The organism is Micromonospora sp. SCSIO 07396 (assembly GCF_053667945.1).
This window is the reverse complement of record NZ_CM132210.1, coordinates 3,260,243-3,276,694: the sequence shown is the minus strand read 5'-3', so window position 1 is coordinate 3,276,694 and position 16,452 is coordinate 3,260,243. Positions and strand designations below refer to the sequence as shown.

Here is a 16,452-nt window from a genome sequence, read left to right as displayed (position 1 = left end):
ACTCCCCGGGTCCGACCCACGCTGGGCGACGAGTACCGCAACATAGACGGTCCGCTCAGGACCCTTCGAACAGCTTCCCGGTCACGTATGTGCCCTTGCCTTGTCGCCCCTGAAGCTCCCCGGTGATCTGGAGATGCTCGATCGCCCGGCGCACCGTGCCGATGGAGCAGTCGTACTGCTGGGCGAGTTCAGGCAGTGAGGGGAGCTTGTCGCCCTCCTTCAGTTGCCCCGAGGCGATCGACTTCCGGATGTCGTTGATGACCACCCGGAAGGTCGGGACGTAGCCGTTCACGAGCGATCGACGACGTAGGTGCCACGACCGGTAAAGGTCACCACCAGTCCTCGGTCACGCAACAGCCTGATGGCGGCCCGTACGGTCCCCCTGCTGACGCCGTACTCCTGTTGAAGGTGACTTTCGCTGGGAAGCGGCTGGCGGGGCTTGAGTCTGCCCGCGTCGATCTCCTTGGTGAGGAGGTCTGCGAGCTGAACGTAGAACGCCACCGGAGACATCTCGTCAACCATGCGCGGACCTTATGGATAGCCAGCCCGATCATGAGCGTCAAGTACGGGCAACCCGTATAGAACAGGCTGTACAGGTAGGACGGGATGGATTACCCTGGGTGAGTCTCCGTAAACCTGCGCGAGGGAGTGGTATGCCCTGGTGGAAGTGGTACCAGTGTTCGGTGGATTCGGGTGGGGAAGACGCCAGCCGGGCGGATCGCGGCGAGCAGATCGATGCGGCTGAGCGGGAGGCGGCCCGGCGTCGACTGCTCGCGCAGGCCGAGGCGGAGCGGATACCCGTGGCGGACACGACGCGTGCCGTGTCGGATCGGCGGTGGCGGCGTGGGCGGTGACGACCTTCCGGTCGGGCGACGGGTGGCGCGCTGGCGGGTGCGCCGTCGGATGAGCCAACAGGTCTTCGCCGACCGGCTCGGCAAGTCGAAGAGTTGGGTGGACAAGGTCGAACGGGGGGTCCGCACGCTGGACCGGTACTCGGTGATCCAGGAGATCGCCGAGGTGCTGCGGATCGATCCGGCGCTCCTGCTCGGCACCCAGCTGCCGTCGTCAGATCGGACCGGCGCGCTGGATGGGGTGGACGGGCTGCGCGCCGCCCTCGCCCGCTACGACCCCACTGCGGCGGCGGTGTCGTCGGCGGAACTGGAACGGCACGTCGCGCACGCCTGGTTGACCTACCAGCACGCCCACTACGCACAGGTGGTGCGGGCACTGCCGGGGTTGCTCGACGCCGCCCGCAGCCGGCACGCGACAGTGCCCGAGGGGGCGGCGGAACTGCTGGTGCGGACGTACCGGCTCACCTCGGCGGTGCTGGTGAAACTCGGTGAGGCCGACCTCGGGTGGTTGGCCGCCGACCGGGCGGTCGCTGTGGCCGGTGACGATCCGGCACTGGCGGGGACGGCGGCGGTGGCGGTGGGGCAGGCGCTGCGCGCGCTGGGCCGTGGGCGGCTGGCGCTCGCGGTGACGGTGGCGGCTGCGCGCCAGGTCGCCCCGAGGCCGGTACGCGACGCCCCGCCGGTGCGGCAGGCCCTCTGCGGAACGTTGCTGATCGAGGCCGCACTGGCCGCCGCCGAGCACGGTGACCCCCGTCGGGCCGACGAGTTGATCGACCTGGCTGCCGGTATCGCCGTCCGGGTCGGGGCCGGCGACGATCCGCACCACTGTGGTTTCGGGCCGGTCGCCGTCGAGCTGGCCCGGGTGGTGGCGGCGATCGAGGCGGGCGACGCCGACGAGGCGGTCCACCGGCATGAACAGGTGGTCCGTCGGGAGGGTTGGCGGCGCCTGCCGGCCGAGTACCGCGCCGCCTACCTGGTCGACGCCGCGCGGGCGTACCTCCAGGTCGGCGACCTGTTCGGGGCCGGTCGGGTGCTGATCGACGCGGACGGCATCGCGCCGGCCGAGGTGCGGTGCCGGCCGGTGGGCCGTACGGTGATCGCCGAGCTGGCCCGGGGGCGGCCGACGACGGCCGGCGTCGCGCGACTGGCCACGCTGGTCGGCCTCACCACCCGGTGACCGGGGCTGCCTGTGGGTGGCCCGGCCGGTCCGACCGGCCGGGCCACCCGACGGATACCGGCGGTTACAGGGTGACCTGCCGGCCGCCGAGGGTCACCACGAGCCGTCCGTCGGCGGCGAAGGACCACCCGATGGCCCCGGTGTACGACGCGCAGCGGGAGCCGTTGCTGCCGTTCCAGAACTGGTTGGAGCTGTCACTGTTGCCGACGATCTTGTCGTTGGACCCGCTGCCGCTACGGCACGAGGTGTTGTTCCGGAACACCGAGCTGCCGCCGTCGAACGAGAAGTTGCGCTCGGTGTTGTCGATGCCGAGGTTGTTCGAGACGGTCATCGTGCCGAGGTTGCGGTTGTAGGTGAAACCGTGCTTGCCGTTGCGGAAGGCGATGTTGCGCCGGACGATGTGGTTGACCCCGATGTCCTCGCCGCCGAGCTTGAAGCCGTTGCGGTCACCGTTGCCGTTCTGCGTGCCGTTGCTGAGCGTGCCGTTGTTGTAGGCGAGCGAGTCCTCGATGGTGACCGGGCCGATCGGGCCGGTGTCGGTCTTGGTGTAGAGGTCCCACCCGTCGTCGATGTTGTTGTGCGACACCGCGTACCGGAAGATGTTGCCGGTGCCGACGGTGAGTTTCGCGGCGAAGCCGTCGGCGTCCTCACCGTCGGAGTCGGCGTTGTCGTGCGACTCGGCGCTGAGCACCAGGTTGTTGGCCGGCCACTGGTCGCGGGGGGTGCTGGAGGCGATCCGGGAGAGCTGGAGGCCGCTGTCCCGGTTGAACCGGGTCACCGTCCGCTCGATGATGTTGTTGCTGCCGCCGACGAAGATCCCGTTGTCGCCGGCCCGCTCCACGATCAGGCCCTGGACGTGCCAGTACGACCCGTTCAGCGCCAGCCCCCGATTGGCCGGGTCCTCGCTCATCGCCGAGAAGTTCAGCACCGGCTTCTCGCCCGGGTAGGCGAACAGCTTCTTGCGGGCACTGGCGGTGCCGTTGTTGCCCGGCTCGATGGTGACGGTCTGCGCGAGCTGGTAGGTCCCGGCCCGCACGTAGATCGTCCCGCCGGCGGGTATCCGGGTGATGGCGGAGGCGAGGGTGGTCGGGTTCGCCTGGGTGCCGGCCGCGCCGGCGCCGCCGTTGGTCGCCACGTACAGGGTGCTGCCGCTGGGCGGCGGGGTCGTGGGTGGCGGCGTGGTCGGCGGGGGCGTGGTGGGCGGCGGGGTGGTCGGGGGTGGGGTGGTCGGGGGTGGGGTGGTGGGCGGTGCCGTGGTCGGGGGCGCGGTGGGGCCGCCGCAGGCCACCCCGTTGACCGCGAAGCCCGTCGGCGTCGGATTGCTGCCGGTCCAGGTGCCGTTGAAGCCGAACGTGACCGTGCCGTTGGTGCCGAGGGCGCCGTTGTAGTCGGCGTTCGCCGCGCTGACGGTGCTGCCGCTCTGGCTGAAGGTGGCGTTCCAGCCCTGGTCGACGCGCTGCCCGGCGGTGAACGACCAGGTGGCCGCCCAGGAGCTGATCGGGTCGCCGAGGTTGGTGAGGGTGACGCTCGCGGTGAAACCGCCTGACCACTGGCTGGCCACCGTGTAGTCGACCCGGCAGCCGGCGGCGGCCTGGGCCGCGTTCGCGGTGACCACCGCGCCGGCGGTGGTGAGCGCCGTCGCGGCGACTGCGGAGATCCACCACGCCGTACGGCGCTGGCGAAGGATCATGGTTCTCTCCTGTGGATGTGGTGAGGGAGCCCGCACGGGGGACCGGCGACTCCGGTGCCCGGCGGGGTCGGTGCGGGCGGGCCCGTCCTACCGGCCCGTCACGGGAGGGACCCCTCGCGCCGGACCAGCCCGGATCGTCGGACGCGAGATGTTGCCGGCGGGACGACCGGGGCCGGTCCCGACGCGCTGACCAGTCAATTCGAGTAGGTAAGCGCTTTCCGTCCCACGGTACTGACCGTTTTCGATGCCGTCAATCGGCAGGCGGCCCACCTCCTCCCTGGGGAGGAGTCGATCTCCGACCGGGGGTCGTGACCGGGGCTCCCGGTCGGACGCGGTCGGGCCGCCGACCGACGAACGTCTACAGGCATGACTCACCTGATGTCCCGGGCGGCCCGACGGCACCGCCCGCTGGTTCTGCTCAGCGCCGCGATGGCGGTGCTCGCCGTGGTCACGGCCGTCGGTATGGTCGCCGACCCCCGGGTGCTGACCGGCGTGCCGATCTGGCTCAAGCCGTTCAAGTTCTCGGTGTCCTTCGTCGTCTACGGGATCACCCTCGCCTGGATGCTGGCCCAACTGCCCCGCCGCAGCCGGGTCGGGGAGTGGGCCGCCAGCGTGGTGGTGGCCACCGCCCTGATCGAGATGACGGTGATCGTCGGGCAGGTGCTGCGCGGAACGACCAGCCACTACAACGCGACCAGCCCGCTCAACGCGGCGCTCTGGCGGGTGATGGGCGCGGCCGTCATGGTGCTGTTCGTCGCGCACGTCGTCGTCGCCGGCACCCTGCTGGTGCGGCGGGCCGGGGACCGGGTCACCCGGTGGGCGATGGGGTTCGGGCTCGGCGTGTCCGCGCTGGGCATGCTGGTGGCGGTGCCGATGACCCAGCCGGGCCAGGCACCGGCCGACGCCGGGATCACCGGTGCGCACAGCGTCGGGGTGCCCGACGGCGGACCGGGGCTGCCCGTCCTCGGCTGGAGCACCACCGGCGGCGACCTGCGGATCGGGCACTTCGTCGGGCTGCACGCCATGCAGGCGCTGCCGATTTTGGCCTTCCTGCTGCGCCGATACCTGGGCCGCCGGCTCGACGAGACCGACCGGGTCCGGTTGCTGGCCGTCGCGGGCACCGGGTACGGCGTACTCACGCTGCTGTTGACCTGGCAGGCGCTGCGCGGGCAGCCGCTGCTGCGGCCGGACCTGACCACGGTCGCCGCGCTGGCCGCCCTGGTGGCCGCGACCGCGCTCGCCACGACGGCGGTGGTGGTGTCCCGGCGGCGTCGTCCGGACCTGGCGCTGGCCGCGTGACCGCCACCCACCAGGCGGGTCCGGCGCCGGTCCTGCGGTCCGTAGGCTGATCGGCGTGGGCTGGCTGGGACGGCTGTTCGACACGCGGGACACGCTGGTGCGGATGGTCCTGCTCGACTTCAGCGGCCTGTGCTACCTGCTCTTCGGCACCAAGACCGGGCAGCCACCCACGGGCCGGCAGTGGGCGCTCGCGGCGGCCGCCTTCGCCGTCGCGTTGCTGGCCCACCGCCGGCCACTGCTCAACCTGACGGCGCAGACCGCGCTGCTGGTGGCCGCGATCGTGGTCCTCGACGACACCACGATCAACCAGGTCGGGGCGAGCTGGGCGTTGCTCGAGGTGGCCATGCGGTCCCGGCGACCCCGCACCGGATGGTGGGCGGCGGTGGCGTTGACCGTGGTCGCCGCGTTCGACCCGTCCGGGCACACCGGCCGGGGAGTCACCGGCACGGTGTTCGGGTTGCTGGTCGACGTCGGCCTGCCGCTGCTGATCGGCACCGTGGTGCGGACCAACCGGGAGCTCGGCCGGCAGGCCGACGAACGGGACCGGGCCGAGCAGTTGCACCGCGACTCGGAGCAGCGGGCGGCCCGCGCCGACGAACGCAGCGCCATCGCCAGGGAGTTGCACGACGTGGTGGCCCACCACGTGGCCTCGATGGTGCTGCGCGTCGGTGTCGCCCGGCACGTCCTCACCGATCTCGACCCCCGGGTGGGTGCCGTCTTCGACGACGTGCACGCCACCGGGACGGCGGCGCTGGCGGACCTGCGCGGGCTGGTCGCGGTGCTGCGCGATCCCGACGTGGCGCACGGCGACGCGACGTTGACCGCGATCGAGCCGTCGGCGCTGCCGGCCGCGCTCGGGGCGGCGGTCGACCGGGCCCGGCAGGCCGGGGTTACGGTGGAGGCGAACGTCGCCCCGGCGGTGGGCGCCCTCGACGCGGTACGCGGGCTGGCGGTGCTGCGGTTGACCCAGGAGGCGCTGACCAACGTGGTGAAGCACGCCGGAACGTCCGCGCGGGCGCGGCTGACCGTGTCGGTGATCGACGACGCCGTCCACTGGGAGGTGGCCGACGACGGGCGGGGCTGGGCGCCGGCGGCGGTGCCACCCGGCGGTGGGCACGGCCTCACCGGCATGCGGGAACGGGTCGAGGTGCTCGGTGGGCGGCTGGACGCCGGCCCCGCCGGCACCGGATGGCGGGTCCGCACGGTGCTGCCCGCCGTGGCGTCGACCGAGGCCGGCCCGTCCCCGGCCGCCGGCCCCCCTCCCGGCGGTACGGCTACCCCGCCGCCCGGGTCGGCCGGTCCCTACCCGGCGCGGCGGTCGTGATCCGGGTGCTGCTGGTCGACGACCAGCACCTCATCCGCGCGGGCCTGCGCATGCTCTGTGACGCGCAGCCGGACATCGAGGTGGTCGGGGAGGCCGACAACGGACGCGACGCGGTCACCCTGGCCGCCCGGCTCGTCCCCGACGTGGTGGTGATGGACCTGCGGATGCCCGGCGTCGACGGGATCACCGCGACCGGCCGTATCCTCGCCGACCGGCCGGCGACGCGGGTGCTGGTGCTGACCACGTTCGGCGACGACGACCACCTCTATCCCGCGCTCACCGCCGGGGCCTGCGGGTTCCTGCTCAAGGACGCCCCACCCGGCGAGCTGGTCGACGGGGTGCGCCGGGCCGCCGCCGGGGGCAGCCCGTTCAGCGAGGAGGTGCTGCAACGGCTGGTCCGCCGGGCGGTGCACGCCCGCGCCGAGCCGTCCCGCCCGGTGGCCGGGCTGACCGCCCGCGAACAGGACGTGCTCGCCCTGGTGGCCGAGGGGCTGTCGAACACCGAGATCGCCGACCGGCTGCACATCGGTGTGACCACGGTCAAGACCCACATCACCAGCCTGATGACCAAGACGGACAGCCCGAACCGGGTACGCCTGGCCCTGTTCGCCCGGGGCGGCTGACGCGTACGCCGCGCCGCCCGCCCGCCCGGGGCCGGTGTCGGTCGGTCCGGCTATCCTGCGCGACGCCGGGGCGTCCCGGCGGGGGCTCGGGTGGGGAGGTCGGGTGACGGTCGGACAGGCGGAACCGGCGTTTCAGGAAGCCGTCCGCGCGGTGACGCAGGAGACGGGCGCGGGCCGGCTCGCCGCCCTGCGTAGCCTCGGTGAGCTGGTGGCCGGGCATCCCGGGCTGCGGTCCCGGGCGGTCGCGGCGCTCGCCGACGGGCTGCGGGCGTCGACGGACGCCGACGGGTGGGACACCGACGCCCGGCGGGAGGCGGGCCGGGTGCTGGCCGTGCTGCTGCGCCCGGCGGCGCAGACCCCGGCCGGGTCGGTGGACCCGGGCGTCGACCCGGAACCACCGTCCGCCGTCGACCTCGACCTGCGGGCGGCCACCCTGGTGGATCTCGACCTCGCCGGCGCGGTGCTGGGTGCGGCCCGGTTCGCCGACGCCCGGTTCCTCGGGGCCACCTCGTTCGCCGACGCCCGGTTCACCGGTGTCGCCGACTTCGCCCGCACCCTCTGGCACGGCTCGGCCCGGTTCACCCGGGCCCGGTTCCTCGACCATGCCGCATTCGGTCGGGCCCGCTTCCGCGCCGACGCCGATTTCACCGACACCCGGTTCGCCGCGTTCGCCTGGTTCGGCCGGGGCGAGGACGAGTGGTGGGAGGACGACCCAGCCTGGGAGACCGTCGAGGAGACCTCCCCGGCCCCCTGGGACGAGCCGAACGAGGCCGACCCGCACTGGCCCGTCGCCGTGCTGATGGGTGACTACCAGGAGTGGAGCGAGGGTGGCGACGGTGCCCGCTTCGTTGGACCGGTGTCGTTCCGGCAGGCCCGCTTCGCTGGTCCGACCTGGTTCTTCAAGGCGCGGTTCGCCGCCGCCGCGACGTTCCGGCAGGCGCGGTTCGCCGGTCCGGTCCACCTCGACCAGCCCACCGTGGACCTCACCGCCGCGACCTGGGCCGGCGCGGCCGACGACGGCCCGGTGTGCTGGCCGCTGGGCTGGACGCCGGCGCTGGCACCGGCCGGGCCGGACGGGGCGCAGCTGGTGCCCGACGACTCCGTCCGGCCGTACGCTGGCCAGCTCGCCGACGCCGACCCGGACGTGCGCCGGGCCGGGCTGGCGGCCCTCGCCGACCTCGGCGACGCCCGGCCGGAGCTGCGGCAGCGGGTGGTGGACGCGGTCTGCGGCTACCTGCGGATGCCGCTGTCGTTCGACCTGGCCGGGCCCCGCACCGACGGGCAGGCCGCCGAGCTGGAGCTGCGGCGCACCGCGCAGCGGATGCTCGCGGCGCGGCTGCGTCCGTCGACGGACACTCCGGGTGGGCCGCCGCACTGGGCGGGAACGGACCTCATGCTCTGTGGGGCCACCCTGGTCGACCTCGACCTCGGCGGTTGCCACGTCGGCCACGCCGACTTCACGGGTGTCCAGTTCCACGGCGGCACCGGGTTCGCGGGGAGCGTCTTCACCGCGGCGACCTTCACGCTCGGCGGTGGCGTCGGGCGGGCGTCGTTCCACGGCCCGGTCAGCTTCGCCGGAGCGCAGCTCGACCGTCGGCGCAGTGTGCGCGAGGTCCTCGGCGAGGTGGCGGGCCGGGCCGGGATGGTGCTCGACGAGGCGGTGTCACCCCCGGGGTGAGCGTCGCCGCGTGGCCCGGTGCGCACCGGACCGCTGTCGCGCGGTCCCGCCGCCGGCCACGCCGCCCCGTCGGTCGGGGTCAGCCGGTCACCCGGGCGACGAACGCGGCGACGTTCGTCGTCAGCCGCTGGACCTTCTCGGCCGTGGTGAGCGACTCCTGCATCCGGGTGCCGGGGCCGGGGTCCTTACGTCCGCGGACGTAGAGCGGGCAGGCGAGGTCGGTGCAGAGGTAGGTGCCCACCGAGTTGCCCTGCTGCCCGGCTTTGCCGGCCCTCGGCGCGACCATCAGGCTGACGCCACCGGCGGGTGAGGTCAGGCAGATCGCGCACAGGCCACGCGGTGGCTGCCTGGTGGTCGGGGTGGGGCAGCGCAGCACCAGGGCGGTCCGCCGGCCGGCCACCTCGGTGACCAGGTAGGCGCGGTCGGGGGCGCGGGGGTCGCGCCAGCCGAGATAGTCCAGGTCGGGCCAGGGGCGCCCGGCCAGGTCGCGGGGGACGTACAGCCGCTTGCTCTCGCCCTTGGTGCAGTTGACGAACGCGGAACGGATCTCCTGCTCGGTCAGTGGCTCCATAGCGGTCACGGTAATTTGCCTAAAAACTTTAGGCAAACGCATAATGAGTTATGGCACGTGCGGGCTTGACCACGGAACGTCTCACCCGGGCCGGCGCGGAGCTGGCCGACGAGGTCGGGTTCGACCGGGTGACCCTCTCCGCGCTCGCCCGGCGCTTCGACGTACAGGTCGCGAGCCTCTATGCGCACGTGCGCAACTCCGGGGACCTGCGCACCCGGATCGCCCTGCTGGCCCTCGACGAGCTGGCCGTCCGGGCCGCCGACGCCCTGGCCGGCCGGGCCGGCCGGGACGCGCTGGCCGCCCTCGGCGGCGTCTACCGCGACTATGCCCGCGCTCACCCGGGCCGGTGGGCCGCCGCCCAGCTCAGGCTCGACCCGGCCACCGCCGCCGCCAGCGCCGGCAGGCGGCACGCCGAGCTGACCCGGGCCATCCTGCGCGGCTACGACCTGCCCGAACCCGACCAGACCCATGCGGTACGGCTGCTCGGCAGCGTCTTCAACGGCTACGTCAACCTCGAACTGGGCGGCAGCTTCGACCACAGCGCCCCCGACACCGGGCAGAGCTGGACCCGGGTCCTCGACGCCCTCGACGCCCTGCTGCGGAACTGGCCGACGCCCTGACCGCCGTCGCCGGCACGCCCGCCCGGGTCGGCTCGGTGGCGTCAGCGTGGGCGGCGGGCGAGCCGGACGCCGATGGCGACCGCGCCGATGACCAGCAGTCCGCCCAGGAACTGGAGCCCGGGGGAGTCGTCGGACTCGCCGAGCACGACGCCGGCCACCCCGGCGGCCAGGAGCACGGCGGCGGCGGGGGCGAGCAGGTACCTCACGGCGTCGGCTCCCCGTCGTCGACGAATTCGAGCAGGTCGCCCGGCTGGCAGTCGAGCACCCGGCAGATCGCCTCCAGGGTGCTGAACCGCACCGCCTTGGCCCGGCCGTTCTTCAGCACGGCCACGTTCGCCGGGGTCAGCCCGACCCGCTCGGCGAACTCACCGACGCTCATCTTGCGTTTGGCCAGCTCGACGTCGATGCGTACGACGATGGGCATCAGATCACCGCTTCCATGTCGGAGCGCAGCGTGGTGGCCTGGCGCAGCAGCGCCCGCATCACCACCATCAGCAGTCCGAGCACGGTGACCCCGACGGACAGCAGGAACAGCAGCATCGGCAGGCCGGGGTCGTCGGCGTGGAACCCGACGTAGCCGAACACGCCCACCAGCGTCAGCCACCCGGCGGCGACCGCCCAGACGATGGCGTCCACCCAGGCCAACGCGGGTTCGCTGAAGATCCGGTCGTCGCGGACCAGGGTGAGCAGCCGCCAGGTGGCGACGATCACCACCTGGACGCAGAGCACCCAGAACACCGTCACGGCGGTGGCCGGCCAGCGCAGGTACGCCTGCTCGGGCGACTCCCGGGCCAGGTGGGCGAACTGGCCGGGCAGCGACATGGTCTGGAACAGCACCAACACCGCGAACAGGACCACGAGAAAGACTCTGAGGGCGGTGACCGCCCAGCGCGCCGTCGTCATGTATCGACTATCGCTCGCAACCTATCGAAAGTCAATCGGTTACCGGCCACTCGTGGACCGGCAGGTTGCTGTGCATCAGCTCGACGTACTGGCGGACCACCTCGCGCAACGCCTCCGGCCGGTCGAGGTGGTCGGCCGACTCCAGCCGGTGCAACGTCGCCACCTGCCAGCTCGCGCCGTTACGTCCGGTCAGGCAGCGCTGCTCGATGATGCCCAGCAGCCGGTCACGTTCGGCCGGGTCCACCCCCCACCGGTCCAACCCCTGGTGGGCCAACGGCAGCAGTCGGCGCAGCACCAGCTCGGTCGCCGGCAGGTAACCCAACCCCGGCCAGTACACCTGCGCGTCGATGCCGTGCCGGGCCCCACTGGTGAAGTTCTCCTCCGCCGCGCTGAACGACATCTGCGACCACAGTGGCCGGTCCGACTCGGCCAGCGCCCGGACCAGCCCGAAATAGAACGCGCCGTTGGCGATCGTGTCCACCACCGTCGGCCCGGCCGGCAGCACCCGGTTCTCCACCCGCAGGTGCGGACGGCCCTTCCACACGTCGTACACCGGGCGGTTCCAGCGGTAGATGGTGCCGTTGTGCAACCGCAACTCGGCAAGCCTCGGCACCCCACCGGCGGCCAGCGTCTGCGCCGGGTCCTCCGGGTCGCAGACCGGCAACAGCGCCGGGAAGTAGCGCACGTTCTCCTCGAACAGGTCGAAGACGCTGTTGATCCAGCGCTCACCGAACCACACCCGCGGGCGAACCCCCTGGGCCTTGATCTCCTCGGAGCGGGTGTCGGTGGCCTGCTGGAACAGCGGCACCCGGGTCTCGCGCCACAGCTCCCGGCCGAAGAACAACGGCGAGTTCGCGCCCAGCGCCACCTGGACGCCGGCGATCGCCTGGGCGGCGTTCCAGTAGCCGGCGAAGTCGGCCGGGCTGACCTGGAGGTGGAACTGGGTGCTGGTGCAGGCGGCCTCCGGGGTGATCGTGTCGGCCGTGGTCGCCAGCCGCTCCACCCCGCTGATCGCGATCCGCAGGTCCTCGCCCCGGGCGGCGAAGATCTGCTCGTTGAGCAGCGCGTAGCGCGGGTTCGACGACAGCGCCCCGGCGGTCAGGTGCCCCGGCTCCAGGGTGGGCAGGATGCCGATCATCACCATGTGGGCGTCGACCGTGCGGGCCTTCTCCTCCGCGGCGTTCAGGCTGGCGCGTACGTGGGACTCGAACTCGGCCGTGCCGGTGCCGACGAGCCGCCGGGGCGCGACATTGATCTCCACGTTGAACTGGCCCAGCTCGGTCTGGAAACTGGGATCGGCGACGGCGGCGAGCACGTCGGCGTTGCGCATCGTGGGCCGGGAGTCGTCGTCGACCAGGTTCAGCTCGATCTCCAGACCGGTCATCGGCCGCTCCACGTCGAACCGGGACTCCCGCAGCATCTCGGCGAAGACGTCCAGACACCGGCGGACCTTCTCCCGGTAGCGGGCCCGGTCCTCCCGGCTGAACGTGCGCGCTCCGACTTCCTCGCCCATGGCCACCGCCCTGTCACCGTTGGTCCCGACAAACCTCGCACGTCCCCGGCGAACCGGGAAGACCCGAAGGACCCTTACCTACCCACCGGCGACCCGGGTGATCCCCGTCGCCCGCCGCCCGTCACGGGCCGGCAGGCCACGGCTGCTGGATAGCATGGCGCGATGCGCGAGAAGACGACCCGGCTGTTCGTGGCGGCGGCGATCGCCGAGGCCTGCTCCTGGCTGGCCCTACTGGTCGGCATGGCGGTCAAGTACGGCCCGCCGGGCAACGAGATCGGCGTCCAGGTCTTCGGGCCGATCCACGGCGCGCTCTTCGTCGCGTACGGCCTGCTGGTGCTCGCCGTGGCCCGGCTGCACCGGTGGTCGCCCGGGGTCACCTTCGTCGCCCTGGTCTGCGCGGTGCCGCCCTTCGCCACCCTGCTCTTCGAACGCTGGGCCGCCCGCCGGGGCCTGCTGCGCAGCACCGGGGAGCAGCGCCCGCTGACCCCGGTCGGCTGACCACCCCCGGCCGCCCGTCGCCGCCTGCTGCCGCGCGGGCCCTGACCCGTCGGGTCGGGCGCGGCCGGTCGGCGTCAGACGAGGACCACGGCGGCGGCGACCAGCAGCACCAGCACCGCGCCCAGCACCGCCTGGATCAGCAGCGGTGGGCCGAGGTGGCTCCACATCGTGGCGGTACGCGGGGTGAGCAACTGCCCGGTGGTCAGGTTGACGATCCGTTCGATGCGGGGCGGCAGGTCGACGTCCTGCGGGCGCAGCGTGAGCTGCACCCAGTCGGACGGGTGCACCGCGCTCTGCGCCAGGTGCCCGTGCAGCTCCACCTCGTAGAGTTGGCCCTGGTCGTCGCGCAGCCGGACCGGGGTGACCAGGAACTCCGGCCCCTTCTTGAGGTCCTTCCACTTGCGGCGGGCGCCGCCGCCGGACTGCGACAGCGCCGTGCGCACCAGCATCACCAGCAGGCCCGCCACGCTCGCCGCGGTCAGCACCGCCACCAGCACCGGCTGGCCGATGCGCACCTCGCGGGTGTAGCCGTCCATGAACCGGACGACCCGCCCGGTGAATATCCGCTGCGTCGGGCGGATCACCCGATTACGGAGATCGCTGTCCATGTTCACCACCGAGAGTCCGGTTCCGTTCACTGATGGTATCCGTCTTCCGGGTCGAATGACATGAATGAACCGACGGTCACGTCCCCCGGCCCGGCCGAGGTGACATCCCCGGCGGCGCGGGTAAGCGGGCGGCCGAGCCGGAAAGGGGTCGAGCATGCAGCTGTCCTTCCTGCACCCGCTCTACGACCGTCCCGGGCCGTGGTGCTCGGTCTACCTGGACGCCTCCCGGGACACCCAGGACGCGCGTCCGGCGCTGGACCTGCGCTGGCGGGCCCTGGCCGGGCAACTCGCCGCCGACGGCGCGGACGAGCCGACCATCGCGGCGTTGGACCGGGTGGTCCGGGGCCACGACCCGCTGCCCGGCGACTACGGACTCGCCGCGTTCGCCAACCGGGGCCGGGTGGTGCTCTCCGAGTACCTCGCCGCGCCGCCCCTGCGTGACCTGGCCGCGTACGCCCCGCTGCCGCACGTCATGCCGTTGCTCGCCCAGCGCGGGGAACAGGTCGCCTGGGTCCGGGTGCTCGCCGACCGCACCGGCGCGGACGCCGTCGCGGTCAGCGCCGGCGGGGTGCCCCGACGGGCCCACGTCACCGGCCGGCAGAGCTACCCGCTGCGCCGGGTGCAGCCCGGCGGCTGGTCCCAGTCCCGCTACCAGCGGGCCGCGACGGAGGCCTGGCACCACAACGCCGGGGACGCCGCCGCGGCCACCGCCGAACTGGCCGACCGGGTCGGCGCGGACGTGGTGGTGGTCGCCGGGGACGTCCGGGCCACCGGGATGATCGCCGCCCAGCTGCCGGCCCGCTGGCAGGACCTGGTGGTCCGCACCGACGCCGGCTCCCGGGCCGGCGGCGCCGACCCGGCGGCGATGGACGACGTCACCGTGCAGACCATCGCCGAGGTCGCCGACCAGCACGTCAGCGCCGCGCTGGACCGGTTCGGCACCCAGCAGGACGTGGGCGTCGGGCTGGACGCGGTGGTGGCCGCCCTGCAACGCAACCAGGTCGACACCATGCTGCTGGTCGACGACCCGTCGGCCGACGGCGAGCTGTGGATCGGCCCCCGGGCCACCGACATCGCCACCGCGCCCGACCAGCTCGCCGCCGTGGCCGACCCGCAACGGGTCCGGACCGACGCCGCCCTGGTCCGGGCACTGGTCGGCACCGACGCCGACCTGACCGTCCTCGGGCCGGACGAGGCCCCCGACCTGGCTGACGGCGTCGGCGCGGTGCTGCGCTACGTCGACCCGGCCACCCCGGGACGCGACCATGGCTGACCGCACCGTCGCGCACCTGGTCGTGGAGCGGTTGCGGGCCTGGCGGGTGCCCCGCGTCTTCGGCTGCCCGGGGGCGGCGATCGCCCCGGTGGTCGGGGCGCTGGACGCCGCGGGCGGGGACCCGGAGTTCGTCCCCGCCCGGCACGAGGAGAGCGCCGCCTTCATGGCCACCGGGCACGCCAAGTTCACCGGCGGCATCGGGGTCTGCCTGGCCACCCAGGGCCCCAGCGCGGTGCACCTGCTCAACGGCCTGTACGACGCGAAGCTGGACGGCAAACCGGTGGTGGCGATCCTCGGTGAGGACGTCACCGGGCCACTCGGCGAGGTGCACGAGGAGATCGGGCTGAGCCGGCTCTTCGGCGACGTGTGCCACCAGTTCGTCCGCTACGGGCGTACCCCGGAGCAGGTGCCGTCCCTGCTCGACCAGGCGTTCCGGACCGCTGCGGCGACCCGGAGCCCGACCTGCGTGGTGCTGCCCCGGGCGTTGCAGGAGGCCGCCGTGGCGCACCTGCAACCACACCCGGCCGGGGTGTTCACCGCGACCCCCGGCGAACCGCTGGCCCGGGTGCTGCCGCACCAGGCCGACCTGGACGCCGCCGCGGCGCTGCTCACCATCGGTCAGCGGGTGGCGATCCTGGTCGGGCAGGGCGGTCGGGGCGCGGCGGAACAGATCGTGGCGCTGGCCGACCGGCTGGGCGCCGGGGTGGCCACCTCGCTGCTGGGCAAACCGGTCCTCGACGAACGGCTGCCGTTCCACACCGGTGTGCTCGGCGAGGTCGGCACCACGGCCGCCGCGCAGCTCATGGGCGGCGCGGACACCCTGCTGCTGGTGGGCACCAACGACCCCTGGACCGACTACTTCCCGCTGCCCGGCCAGACCCGCACCATCCAGATCGACATCGACGGGCGACGCATCGGCACCCGGTATCCGGTGGACGTGCCGCTGGTCGGCGACGCCACCGAGACCCTGCGCGCGCTGCTGGGCCAGGTCGCCGACCGCCCCGAACGGCAGTGGCGGGCCACCGTCGAGAGCACCGTCGACAGGTGGCGCAGCCAGGCCGCGGCGCACGCCGCAGAGCCGGCCGAGCCGGTCAACCCGCAACTGGTCCTGCGGGAACTGTCCGCCCGGCTGCCCCACGCCGGGTCGGTCGCCGTCGACGTCGGCTCGGTGCTCTCCTGGTACGCCCGCCACCTGCTGCTGCCACCCGGGGTCGACGCGCAGCTCTGCGGTGCCCTCGGCTCGCTCGGCTGCGCCCTGCCGTACGCGCTGGCCGCGAAGCTGGCCCGCCCGGACACCCCGGTGCTCGCCCTGCTCGGCGACGCGGCGATGCAGCTCAACGGCCTCGCCGAGCTGATCACCGTGGCCCACCGCTGGCAGGACTGGGCCGACCCCCGGCTGGTGGTGCTGGTGCTCAACAACCGGGACCACGCCGGGCTCGGCGACGGCCGCCGGCAGCCGGGCGTGCCCGGTCGCCGCGCCGACGTGCCGTACGCCGGCTGGGCCCGGCTGCTCGGCCTGCACGGCGTCCGGGTGGACCGGCCGGAACTGGTCGGCGCGGCCTGGGACGAGGCGCTCGCCGCCGACCGGCCGTGCGTGCTGGAGGCGGTGGTGGACCCGGCGGTGTCGCCTGGCGCTCCGGAGCCGTCCCTGGCCGACCTGCGGGGTCTGTTCGCCGACGGCGACGCCACCCGACGCATCCGGGACCGGATGATGGCGGCCGAGCGGCAGATCGTCGAGGCGGAGGATCTCGTCTAGTCTCCGGGCCCGGTGCCCGGTCCGGTCGACGCCCACCCCGGCCGGCCCGGGCCGCGCTGGGCGGTCGC

General features: G+C 73.5%; 18 protein-coding genes. 9 read left to right on the top strand and 9 right to left on the bottom strand.

Going from position 1 to position 16,452, the window contains the following annotated elements; translation table 11 throughout:
• Nucleotides 1-55 precede the first annotated feature (55 nt).
• Entirely contained in the window at nucleotides 56-292 is a 237-nt protein-coding gene (locus ACWCHM_RS14090; protein WP_204924556.1) for a GntR family transcriptional regulator, read from the bottom strand.
• Nucleotides 289-522, bottom strand: coding sequence for a GntR family transcriptional regulator (locus ACWCHM_RS14085; protein WP_204924555.1), 234 nt, complete (start codon nucleotides 520-522; stop codon nucleotides 289-291). The genes ACWCHM_RS14090 and ACWCHM_RS14085 overlap by 4 nt, the downstream gene beginning before the upstream one ends.
• Before the next feature lie 321 nt (nucleotides 523-843).
• Here ACWCHM_RS14085 and ACWCHM_RS14080 point away from each other — a divergent pair, with 321 nt between their 5' ends.
• Complete coding sequence (locus tag ACWCHM_RS14080) at nucleotides 844-2,028, top strand: helix-turn-helix domain-containing protein (protein ID WP_454222693.1); 1,185 nt, start codon at nucleotides 844-846, stop codon at nucleotides 2,026-2,028.
• Nucleotides 2,029-2,092: 64 nt separating this feature from the next.
• On the opposite strand, the gene ACWCHM_RS14075 is transcribed toward ACWCHM_RS14080, so the two are convergent.
• Nucleotides 2,093-3,718, bottom strand: a complete 1,626-nt coding sequence (locus ACWCHM_RS14075) for a cellulose-binding domain-containing protein (protein WP_454222692.1) — start codon at nucleotides 3,716-3,718, stop codon at nucleotides 2,093-2,095.
• A gap of 366 nt (nucleotides 3,719-4,084) precedes the next feature.
• On the opposite strand from ACWCHM_RS14075, the gene ACWCHM_RS14070 reads away from it, so the two are divergent.
• From ACWCHM_RS14070 to ACWCHM_RS14055, 4 genes are all read left to right on the top strand, one after another.
• Nucleotides 4,085-5,017, top strand: a complete 933-nt coding sequence (locus ACWCHM_RS14070; RefSeq protein WP_454222691.1) for a hypothetical protein — start codon at nucleotides 4,085-4,087, stop codon at nucleotides 5,015-5,017.
• A gap of 55 nt (nucleotides 5,018-5,072) precedes the next feature.
• Nucleotides 5,073-6,341: a sensor histidine kinase gene (locus tag ACWCHM_RS14065; RefSeq protein ID WP_454222690.1), complete on the top strand. Its 1,269-nt coding sequence runs from the start codon at nucleotides 5,073-5,075 to the stop codon at nucleotides 6,339-6,341.
• Nucleotides 6,338-6,964: a response regulator transcription factor gene (locus ACWCHM_RS14060; protein WP_204960303.1), complete on the top strand. Its 627-nt coding sequence runs from the start codon at nucleotides 6,338-6,340 to the stop codon at nucleotides 6,962-6,964. The genes ACWCHM_RS14065 and ACWCHM_RS14060 overlap by 4 nt, the downstream gene beginning before the upstream one ends.
• A gap of 103 nt (nucleotides 6,965-7,067) precedes the next feature.
• Entirely contained in the window at nucleotides 7,068-8,642 is a 1,575-nt protein-coding gene (locus ACWCHM_RS14055) for a pentapeptide repeat-containing protein (RefSeq protein WP_454222689.1), read from the top strand.
• A gap of 79 nt (nucleotides 8,643-8,721) precedes the next feature.
• Here the strand turns inward: ACWCHM_RS14055 and ACWCHM_RS14050 are convergent, their stop codons facing one another.
• Complete coding sequence (locus ACWCHM_RS14050; protein WP_281898140.1) at nucleotides 8,722-9,213, bottom strand: FBP domain-containing protein; 492 nt, start codon at nucleotides 9,211-9,213, stop codon at nucleotides 8,722-8,724.
• A 65-nt stretch (nucleotides 9,214-9,278) separates the two neighbouring features.
• Here ACWCHM_RS14050 and ACWCHM_RS14045 point away from each other — a divergent pair, with 65 nt between their 5' ends.
• Nucleotides 9,279-9,833, top strand: a complete 555-nt coding sequence (locus ACWCHM_RS14045; protein ID WP_454222688.1) for a TetR/AcrR family transcriptional regulator — start codon at nucleotides 9,279-9,281, stop codon at nucleotides 9,831-9,833.
• Between the two features lie 41 nt (nucleotides 9,834-9,874).
• Here ACWCHM_RS14045 and ACWCHM_RS14040 read toward each other — a convergent pair whose 3' ends face one another.
• From ACWCHM_RS14040 to ACWCHM_RS14025, 4 genes are read right to left on the bottom strand one after another with little or no spacing between them, the layout of a single operon-like run.
• Nucleotides 9,875-10,039, bottom strand: coding sequence for a hypothetical protein (locus ACWCHM_RS14040; protein WP_454222686.1), 165 nt, complete (start codon nucleotides 10,037-10,039; stop codon nucleotides 9,875-9,877).
• Entirely contained in the window at nucleotides 10,036-10,257 is a 222-nt protein-coding gene (locus ACWCHM_RS14035; protein ID WP_088645242.1) for a helix-turn-helix domain-containing protein, read from the bottom strand. The genes ACWCHM_RS14040 and ACWCHM_RS14035 overlap by 4 nt, the downstream gene beginning before the upstream one ends.
• Nucleotides 10,257-10,736 (bottom strand): DUF2975 domain-containing protein, encoded by a 480-nt coding sequence (locus tag ACWCHM_RS14030; protein WP_454222685.1) that lies wholly within the window; start codon nucleotides 10,734-10,736, stop codon nucleotides 10,257-10,259. The genes ACWCHM_RS14035 and ACWCHM_RS14030 overlap by 1 nt, the downstream gene beginning before the upstream one ends.
• 31 nt (nucleotides 10,737-10,767) lie before the next feature.
• Nucleotides 10,768-12,249: a glutamate--cysteine ligase family protein gene (locus ACWCHM_RS14025; RefSeq protein ID WP_204960297.1), complete on the bottom strand. Its 1,482-nt coding sequence runs from the start codon at nucleotides 12,247-12,249 to the stop codon at nucleotides 10,768-10,770.
• Nucleotides 12,250-12,411: 162 nt separating this feature from the next.
• On the opposite strand from ACWCHM_RS14025, the gene ACWCHM_RS14020 reads away from it, so the two are divergent.
• On the top strand, nucleotides 12,412-12,747 hold the full coding sequence (locus ACWCHM_RS14020; protein WP_204960296.1) for a DUF3817 domain-containing protein: 336 nt from the start codon (nucleotides 12,412-12,414) through the stop codon (nucleotides 12,745-12,747).
• A gap of 74 nt (nucleotides 12,748-12,821) precedes the next feature.
• Here ACWCHM_RS14020 and ACWCHM_RS14015 read toward each other — a convergent pair whose 3' ends face one another.
• Nucleotides 12,822-13,364 (bottom strand): hypothetical protein, encoded by a 543-nt coding sequence (locus ACWCHM_RS14015; RefSeq protein WP_454223081.1) that lies wholly within the window; start codon nucleotides 13,362-13,364, stop codon nucleotides 12,822-12,824.
• A 145-nt stretch (nucleotides 13,365-13,509) separates the two neighbouring features.
• On the opposite strand from ACWCHM_RS14015, the gene ACWCHM_RS14010 reads away from it, so the two are divergent.
• Complete coding sequence (locus tag ACWCHM_RS14010) at nucleotides 13,510-14,628, top strand: baeRF2 domain-containing protein (RefSeq protein WP_454222684.1); 1,119 nt, start codon at nucleotides 13,510-13,512, stop codon at nucleotides 14,626-14,628.
• On the top strand, nucleotides 14,621-16,384 hold the full coding sequence (locus ACWCHM_RS14005) for a thiamine pyrophosphate-binding protein (protein WP_454222682.1): 1,764 nt from the start codon (nucleotides 14,621-14,623) through the stop codon (nucleotides 16,382-16,384). Before ACWCHM_RS14010 ends, ACWCHM_RS14005 begins: the two co-directional genes overlap by 8 nt.
• Nucleotides 16,385-16,452: the final 68 nt, after the last annotated feature.

Coding starts and splice junctions, on each gene's coding strand:
- ACWCHM_RS14035 (WP_088645242.1), bottom strand. CDS start 10,257: ATGCCCATCGTCGTACGCATCGACGTCGAGCTGGCCAAACGCAAGATG.
- ACWCHM_RS14085 (WP_204924555.1), bottom strand. CDS start 522: ATGGTTGACGAGATGTCTCCGGTGGCGTTCTACGTTCAGCTCGCAGAC.
- ACWCHM_RS14025 (WP_204960297.1), bottom strand. CDS start 12,249: ATGGGCGAGGAAGTCGGAGCGCGCACGTTCAGCCGGGAGGACCGGGCC.
- ACWCHM_RS14030 (WP_454222685.1), bottom strand. CDS start 10,736: ATGACGACGGCGCGCTGGGCGGTCACCGCCCTCAGAGTCTTTCTCGTG.
- ACWCHM_RS14005 (WP_454222682.1), top strand. CDS start 14,621: ATGGCTGACCGCACCGTCGCGCACCTGGTCGTGGAGCGGTTGCGGGCC.
- ACWCHM_RS14010 (WP_454222684.1), top strand. CDS start 13,510: ATGCAGCTGTCCTTCCTGCACCCGCTCTACGACCGTCCCGGGCCGTGG.
- ACWCHM_RS14075 (WP_454222692.1), bottom strand. CDS start 3,718: ATGATCCTTCGCCAGCGCCGTACGGCGTGGTGGATCTCCGCAGTCGCC.
- ACWCHM_RS14020 (WP_204960296.1), top strand. CDS start 12,412: ATGCGCGAGAAGACGACCCGGCTGTTCGTGGCGGCGGCGATCGCCGAG.
- ACWCHM_RS14050 (WP_281898140.1), bottom strand. CDS start 9,213: ATGGAGCCACTGACCGAGCAGGAGATCCGTTCCGCGTTCGTCAACTGC.
- ACWCHM_RS14070 (WP_454222691.1), top strand. CDS start 4,085: ATGACTCACCTGATGTCCCGGGCGGCCCGACGGCACCGCCCGCTGGTT.